The organism is Alistipes sp. CAG:268, assembly GCA_000434235.1.
Lineage (GTDB): Bacteria > Bacteroidota > Bacteroidia > Bacteroidales > Rikenellaceae > Alistipes > Alistipes avistercoris.
The window spans coordinates 25,720-31,911 of sequence record FR891998.1 but is presented as its reverse complement, the minus strand read 5'-3'; the positions used below and the strand labels follow the sequence as shown (position 1 = coordinate 31,911).

Sequence of the window (6,192 nt, the reverse complement as noted above, 5' to 3'; positions counted from 1 at the left end):
ATACGCAGGCGGGCCTCCGCTTCGTCGGCCATCCGCGCGAGCGAACCGCCGTAGGCATCCAGCAAGGCCCCGGCCAGGCGCCCGTCTTCGACGAGTGCCGTGAGCAATTCGCGGTCGGTCAGGGACTCGACGCCCCGCACCGCCATTTTGTCCGCAATTTCCGTCATGATTGATATCGTCTCTTGGAGGTTCTCCGAAAAACATTCGGTTCCGCCGGTCCACCAGCCCTTTACCGGCACGCACAAACACACATCAGCCGACTCCCGACCGCCGGACATCTCCACGGGCCGCTCTTCCCGCCGGACGGCTCACCACCGGTCCGCCCGGTGCCCCGTACCCGACTACTCGTGCGCCCGGGATCAGCGGGCCAGACGGTCCACCCGGTCGAGCAGCGAGGCGCACTGCTCGTCAGTCATGTACTGCGACACGGAGAAGGCCGCATGCTGCTCGGCCTCCTTCTTCGACTCGCCCACGCCGTGGCCGATCTCCATGCCATCGACCAGCACCTTGCAGTAGAAGACCGGATGGTTGGCCGCATACTCCTTGTCGTGTTCGGTGCGGAAGGCGACCTTGTGGTGGTTCTTCTGACACCATTCGATCAGGCGGCTCTTGAAGTCGTTCTCCGATTCGGTCAGCTCCTCGAGATCGAGGTAGCGATAATAGATGTTGTTGATCAGCAGCCGATTGACGAACTCGTAGCCCTGATCGAGGTAGATCGCACCCATCATCGCCTCGAAGGCGTCGCCGTGGATGTGCTTCTGGGCAATGCCCGCACCGCCGTTCGAGATGACGTGCGTATCGAGACCGATCTTCACGGCCAAGGCGTTGAGTGACTGCCGTGAAACGATCTTCGAGCGCAGCTTGGTCATGAAGCCCTCGTCACGGTCGGGATATTCGATGAAGATGTAGTCGGAGGTGACGGCCTCGATCACGGCGTCGCCCAGATACTCGAGCCGCTCGTTGTTGATCGAACGCCCGTCCTCCAAAACCAAAGAAGCTGACTTGTGAATCAAAGCCAGCTTGTAGAGTTCGATGTTATGCGGGATGAACCCGAACATATCATCGACGATTCTGTAATACGCCTTGTCCCGTCCGAAGTTCCTTCGCCACGGACGAAGCAGAAAATCAATCACGACTCGGACGGATTGGGACGTTAGAGTTTACGGAAGATCACCGTCGAGTTGTGACCGCCGAATCCGAACGTATTGCTCAGGGCGCACTTGACGTCGCGCTTCTGGGCCTTGTTGAGCGTCAGATTCAGTTTCGGGTCGATCGCCGGATCGAGCTCCTCGCAGTTGATCGTCGGCGGAACGACGCCGTGCGTCAGCGCGAAGATGCAGGCCAGGGCCTCAACGGCTCCGGCGGCACCCAGCAGGTGTCCCGTCATGGATTTGGTCGAGGAGATGTTGATGTCGTAAACGTGGTCGCCCAGCACCTCGGCAACGGCCTTCAGCTCGGGCAGGTCGCCCGCAGGGGTGGAGGTACCGTGTACGTTCACGTAGTCGATGTCCTCGGGGCGGATGCCGGCATCCTTGATGGCGTCGCGCATCGCCTTGATCGCGCCCTTACCTTCGGGATGGGGAGCGGTGAAGTGGTAGGCATCGGCCGATGCACCGCCGCCGATGATCTCGCAGTAGATCTTGGCTCCACGGGCCTTGGCATGCTCATACTCCTCGAGGATGAGCGCACCGGCACCCTCGCCGATCACAAAACCGTCGCGGTTCACGTCGAACGGACGCGAAGCGTGCGCGGGATCGTCGTTGCGCGTCGAAAGCGCCTGCATCGAATTGAATCCCCCGACAGCCGGCTCGTTCACCGCAGCCTCCGAGCCGCCGGCAACCATCACGTCGGCCTTGCCGTAGCGGATGGCATCGAAAGCGGCGATCATGCCGTGGTTCGACGATGCGCAGGCCGAAACCGTACAGTAGTTCGGGCCCATGAAGCCGTACTTCATGGAGATGAAGCCTGCAGCGATGTCGGCGATCATGCGGGGAATAAAGAACGGGCTAAACCGCGGGGTTCCATCCCCAGCGGCATAGCCCAGACACTCATCGAAGAACGATTTGAGTCCTCCGATACCCGAGCTCCAGATAACACCGACCTGCTCCTTATCGACCGTCTCGAGATCGAGGGCCGAATCCTCCACGGCCTGCGTGGCCGCGATCAGGGCATACTGCGTGAAGAGGTCGTACTTGCGGACCTCCTTGCGGTCGAAATACTGTGCCGGGTCGTAATTCTTTACTTCACAGGCAAAACGTGTCTTAAATTTTTCCGCATTAAAATGAGTAATGGGCGCTGCACCGCTGACTCCCTTCTCCAGATTCGAAAAATACTCCTCAATACTGTTGCCGAGCGGGTTGATCGTCCCGATGCCCGTCACTACTACTCTTCTTTCCGTCATGATTTAAGGCTTCTTGCCGTGTGAAACGAATATGTGAAAATTATTTCTTGTGCTCCTCGATGTACTTGATAGCGTCGCCTACGGTAGCGATCTTCTCAGCGTCCTCGTCCGGAATCTGAATGTCGAAAGCCTTCTCGAACTCCATGATCAGCTCAACGGTATCGAGCGAGTCTGCGCCCAGGTGGTTGGTGAAGCTTGCTTCGGGTACTACCTCCGACTCCTTGACACCCAGCTTGTCGACGATGATCTCGACGACCTTAGATTGAACATCTGCCATAATTTTAAGTTTTTAGTTAAACAATTATTTGGAAATAGTTCGATACTTTTCCCGAGTAATTTTGCGCAAAAGTAACACTTTTTTTATTACTTTTGACAAAACGGCGCGATTTTTTATTCACAATATTTTCGACATTTAGCACAAAATTTTAATTAATCAACTAAAATACACATACTTATGAAATTGCTTCTGATCTCCAATTCGACCAATGCCGGAGAGGAGTACCTGCGCTATCCGCTTGCCGAAATCGGACGGTTCCTGCAGGGTGTCCGCGAAATCGCCTTCGTCCCCTATGCCGCAGTGACCTTCTCCTACGCCGAGTATGAGAAGAAGGTGCAGGCCCGTTTCTCGGAGCTGGGGATCCGGGTGCGGTCGGTCCACCGGGAGAAGGATCCCGCAGCCTTCATCCGCAAGGCCGAAGCGGTCTGCGTGGGCGGCGGCAACACCTTCGCTCTGGCCAGGAAGATGCAGCAGCAGGGGCTCATGCAGGCCATTCTCCGCAAGATCAAGGCCGGAACGCCCTATGTCGGCTGGTCGGCCGGCAGCAACGTCTGCTGCCCGACGATCTGCACCACAAACGACATGCCGATCGTCGAACCCGACTCGTTCCGCGCCATCGGGGCAGTGAAGTTCCAGATCAACCCCCACTACCTCGACGCCAACCCCGAGGGACACGCCGGCGAGACGCGCGAGCAGCGCATCCTCGAATACATCGAGGCCAACCCCCGCCGCTGGGTGGTCGGGCTGCGCGAGGGCTGCATGCTGCATTACGACCAGGGACGGCTGGAGCTCATCGGCAAGCGTCCGATGCGGATCTTCAAGAAAGGCATCGCACCCTACGAAGTGCAGCCCGGCGACGACCTGTCGTTCTTATTATAAATATCGGTATCCGCCGGCCGTCCCGGAATCCGCAGCGGCCGATTACGGACAAAAAACAGGACTGAAACGATGAAAGTCATGATCGCAGGACTGGGCCTTATCGGCGGCTCGTTTGCCCTGGCCCTGCGCGACCACGCCCTCGCCGGAGAGATCCTCGGAGTCGAACGGTCGCCCGAACACGCCGCCGAAGCCCTCCGGCTGGGGCTGGCCGACCGCATGGTCACCTTCGAGGAGGGGATGGACGAGGCCGACCTCGTGGTGCTTGCCGTGCCGGTCGATGTCCTGCCGCTGATGGCCGTCAAGGCACTCAACCGTGCCGGCAAGGAACAGGTGGTCATGGACATGGGCTCGACGAAGGGCGAGTTGTGCGAGGCCGTCTCGATGCATGCCCGCCGCGGGCGCTTCGTCGCCGTACACCCGATGTGGGGCACGGAGTACAGCGGGCCGAAGGCCGCCTGCCACGGCGCCTTCCGCGGCTGCAACGTCGTGCTGTGCGACACGGAGCGCAGCGATGCCGATGCGCTGGCGTGCGTCGAAGGGATCTTCCGCAACCTGGAATGCCGCCTGCTTCGCATGAATTCCGAGGAGCACGACCTCCATGCCGCCTACGTCTCGCACATCTCCCACGTCACGTCGTTCGCCCTGGCGCTCACCGTGCTCGAGAAGGAGCGCGAGGAGCGGCACATCTTCGACCTGGCGGGCGGCGGATTCGAAAGCACCGTGCGGCTGGCCAAAAGCGCCGCTTCGACCTGGGTGCCCATCCTGCTGGGCAACAAGTACAACGTGCTGGATGTCCTGCGCGAGCACATCCATCAGCTGGAGATCATGCGCCGGATGATCGAGCGCAACGACGCCGAGGGGCTGACCTCCGCCATGGAGCGCGCGAACTCCATCGAACGCATCCTGCGATGACGACGGCCGAAACGGGTGCGGCGGGCGAACGGGCTGCCGCGGAGTGGCTCCGGGAGGAGGGTTACGCCATCCACGCCGTGAACTGGAGGTCGGGGCGCTATGAGCTCGACCTGGTGGCCGAGCGTGACGGCATACTCCACATCGTCGAGGTGAAGACCCGCCGCAGCGGGTCGCTCACGCCGCCCGAAGCGGCCGCCACACGGCGCAAGTTCCACGCCCTGACACGGGCCGCAACCCATTACCTCGGCGTGTCGGGGTGGCGCGGCGAGGTGCAGTTCGACCTGCTGGCCGCCGAACGGCACGACGACGGAAGAATCACGCTGGAGCTGATCGAAAACGCCTTCGAATCCAACTGGTGATTTGGCGTTTCCGGCAATTTTTCATACCTTTGCCGGACTAAGCTGTCTCCCGCGGCCGAAATGCCGCACGACATACGGAAAAAACGGAAAAACTCAACACTCGCAGATACCGATGTGGCTCTATAACCTCGGACTCACACTCTATGTCCGGGCCATCCGGCTCGTGGCTCCGCGCCACCCGAAGGCCCGGCTCTGGATCGAAGGTCGCAAGGACCTGTTCCGCCGGATGCGGGAAGCGATCGCTCCCGAAGACCGCGTCATCTGGATTCATGTCGCCTCGCTCGGAGAGTTCGAGCAGGGGCGCCCGATCGTCGAACAGCTCCGCAGGTCGCACCCCGAATACAAGATCCTGATCACGTTCTTCTCGCCTTCGGGCTACGAGATCCGGAAGAACTACCCCGGGGCCGACTACATCTTCTACCTGCCGATCGACACCCCGCGCAATGCACGCCGGTTCCTCGACGCCGCACACCCCGAGATCGCCATCTTCGTCAAGTACGAATTCTGGCTCAACCTCCTCTCGGAGCTGCGCCGCCGCAAGGTCCGCACCTACATCGTCTCGGCCATCTTCCGCCGCAACTCCGTGTTCTTCCGCCCCTACGGCGGGATGTGGCGCCGGGCGCTCGAGTCGTTCGACGCGATGTTCGTGCAGAACGAGGAGTCGAAAAAACTGCTCGCCTCGCTCGGCTTCGACAATGTGCTGGTGGCCGGAGACACGCGCTTCGACCGCGTGGCGGAGATCGCCCGGGCAGCCAAGCGGGTCGATATCGTGGAGCGCTTCAAGGGCGACAACCGGCTGTTCGTGGCCGGATCGACCTGGGGGCCCGACGAGGAGTTGCTCATCCGCCTGATGAACGACAACCCCGGGGTGAAGTTCCTCATCGCACCGCACGAGATGGACGAGGGCCGCATCGAGCGGCTCATCGCCGAAACCCGCGGCGGAGCCCTGCGATACACGCAATGCACCCCCGCAACGCTCTACGGATCGAAACAGCTGCTCATCCTCGACACGGTCGGGCTGCTGTCGTCGGTCTACGGATATGCCGCCTGGAGCTACATTGGCGGAGGGTTCGGCGTGGGCATCCACAACACGCTCGAGGCCGCGACATTCGGACTGCCCATGGCATTCGGCCCCAACTACCGGAAATTCAAGGAGGCCCGCGACCTGGTGACCCTCGGCGCCGCCCGATCGATCGCCAACTACGACGAACTGAACGCCTGGTTCACGCCGCTGCGCGACAACGAGGAGTTCCTGCAGAAGACCAGCCGCATCGCCAAGGACTACACCACGCGGCACCAGGGCGCCACGAACATCATCGTCAAGACCATTTTCCAATAGAGTCGGACGGACAAAAAGACAACGG

At 60.7% G+C, this 6,192-nt stretch carries 7 protein-coding genes; 4 read left to right on the top strand and 3 right to left on the bottom strand.

Going from position 1 to position 6,192, the window contains the following annotated elements:
- Nucleotides 1-359 precede the first annotated feature (359 nt).
- The 3 genes from rnc to QZL63_RS05570 form a co-directional block, all read right to left on the bottom strand.
- Nucleotides 360-1,058, bottom strand: coding sequence for a ribonuclease III (rnc, locus tag QZL63_RS05580; protein WP_022308346.1), 699 nt, complete (start codon nt 1,056-1,058; stop codon nt 360-362).
- Nucleotides 1,059-1,153: 95 nt separating this feature from the next.
- Nucleotides 1,154-2,401 (bottom strand): beta-ketoacyl-ACP synthase II, encoded by a 1,248-nt coding sequence (fabF, locus tag QZL63_RS05575; RefSeq protein WP_022308345.1) that lies wholly within the window; start codon nt 2,399-2,401, stop codon nt 1,154-1,156.
- Between the two features lie 40 nt (nt 2,402-2,441).
- Nucleotides 2,442-2,678, bottom strand: a complete 237-nt coding sequence (locus tag QZL63_RS05570) for an acyl carrier protein (protein WP_022308344.1) — start codon at nt 2,676-2,678, stop codon at nt 2,442-2,444.
- A gap of 177 nt (nt 2,679-2,855) precedes the next feature.
- On the opposite strand from QZL63_RS05570, the gene pepE reads away from it, so the two are divergent.
- The 4 genes from pepE to QZL63_RS05550 all read left to right on the top strand — a co-directional run bounded on the left by pepE (nt 2,856) and on the right by QZL63_RS05550 (nt 6,167).
- Entirely contained in the window at nt 2,856-3,557 is a 702-nt protein-coding gene (gene pepE / locus QZL63_RS05565; protein ID WP_022308343.1) for a dipeptidase PepE, read from the top strand.
- Nucleotides 3,558-3,626: 69 nt separating this feature from the next.
- Nucleotides 3,627-4,469 (top strand): prephenate dehydrogenase, encoded by an 843-nt coding sequence (locus tag QZL63_RS05560; protein WP_022308342.1) that lies wholly within the window; start codon nt 3,627-3,629, stop codon nt 4,467-4,469.
- On the top strand, nt 4,466-4,828 hold the full coding sequence (locus QZL63_RS05555; protein WP_022308341.1) for a YraN family protein: 363 nt from the start codon (nt 4,466-4,468) through the stop codon (nt 4,826-4,828). The genes QZL63_RS05560 and QZL63_RS05555 overlap by 4 nt, the downstream gene beginning before the upstream one ends.
- 112 nt (nt 4,829-4,940) lie before the next feature.
- Nucleotides 4,941-6,167 carry a 3-deoxy-D-manno-octulosonic acid transferase gene (locus QZL63_RS05550; RefSeq protein WP_022308340.1) on the top strand — a complete coding sequence of 409 codons (1,227 nt, stop codon included), beginning with the start codon at nt 4,941-4,943 and terminating at the stop codon, nt 6,165-6,167.
- The last annotated feature ends 25 nt before the right edge of the window (nt 6,168-6,192 follow it).

Excerpts from the sequence above, each read along its gene's own strand:
- rnc (WP_022308346.1), bottom strand. The coding sequence starts at position 1,058 with ATGTTCGGGTTCATCCCGCATAACATCGAACTCTACAAGCTGGCTTTG.
- fabF (WP_022308345.1), bottom strand. The coding sequence starts at position 2,401 with ATGACGGAAAGAAGAGTAGTAGTGACGGGCATCGGGACGATCAACCCG.
- QZL63_RS05570 (WP_022308344.1), bottom strand. The coding sequence starts at position 2,678 with ATGGCAGATGTTCAATCTAAGGTCGTCGAGATCATCGTCGACAAGCTG.
- pepE (WP_022308343.1), top strand. The coding sequence starts at position 2,856 with ATGAAATTGCTTCTGATCTCCAATTCGACCAATGCCGGAGAGGAGTAC.
- QZL63_RS05560 (WP_022308342.1), top strand. The coding sequence starts at position 3,627 with ATGAAAGTCATGATCGCAGGACTGGGCCTTATCGGCGGCTCGTTTGCC.
- QZL63_RS05555 (WP_022308341.1), top strand. The coding sequence starts at position 4,466 with ATGACGACGGCCGAAACGGGTGCGGCGGGCGAACGGGCTGCCGCGGAG.
- QZL63_RS05550 (WP_022308340.1), top strand. The coding sequence starts at position 4,941 with ATGTGGCTCTATAACCTCGGACTCACACTCTATGTCCGGGCCATCCGG.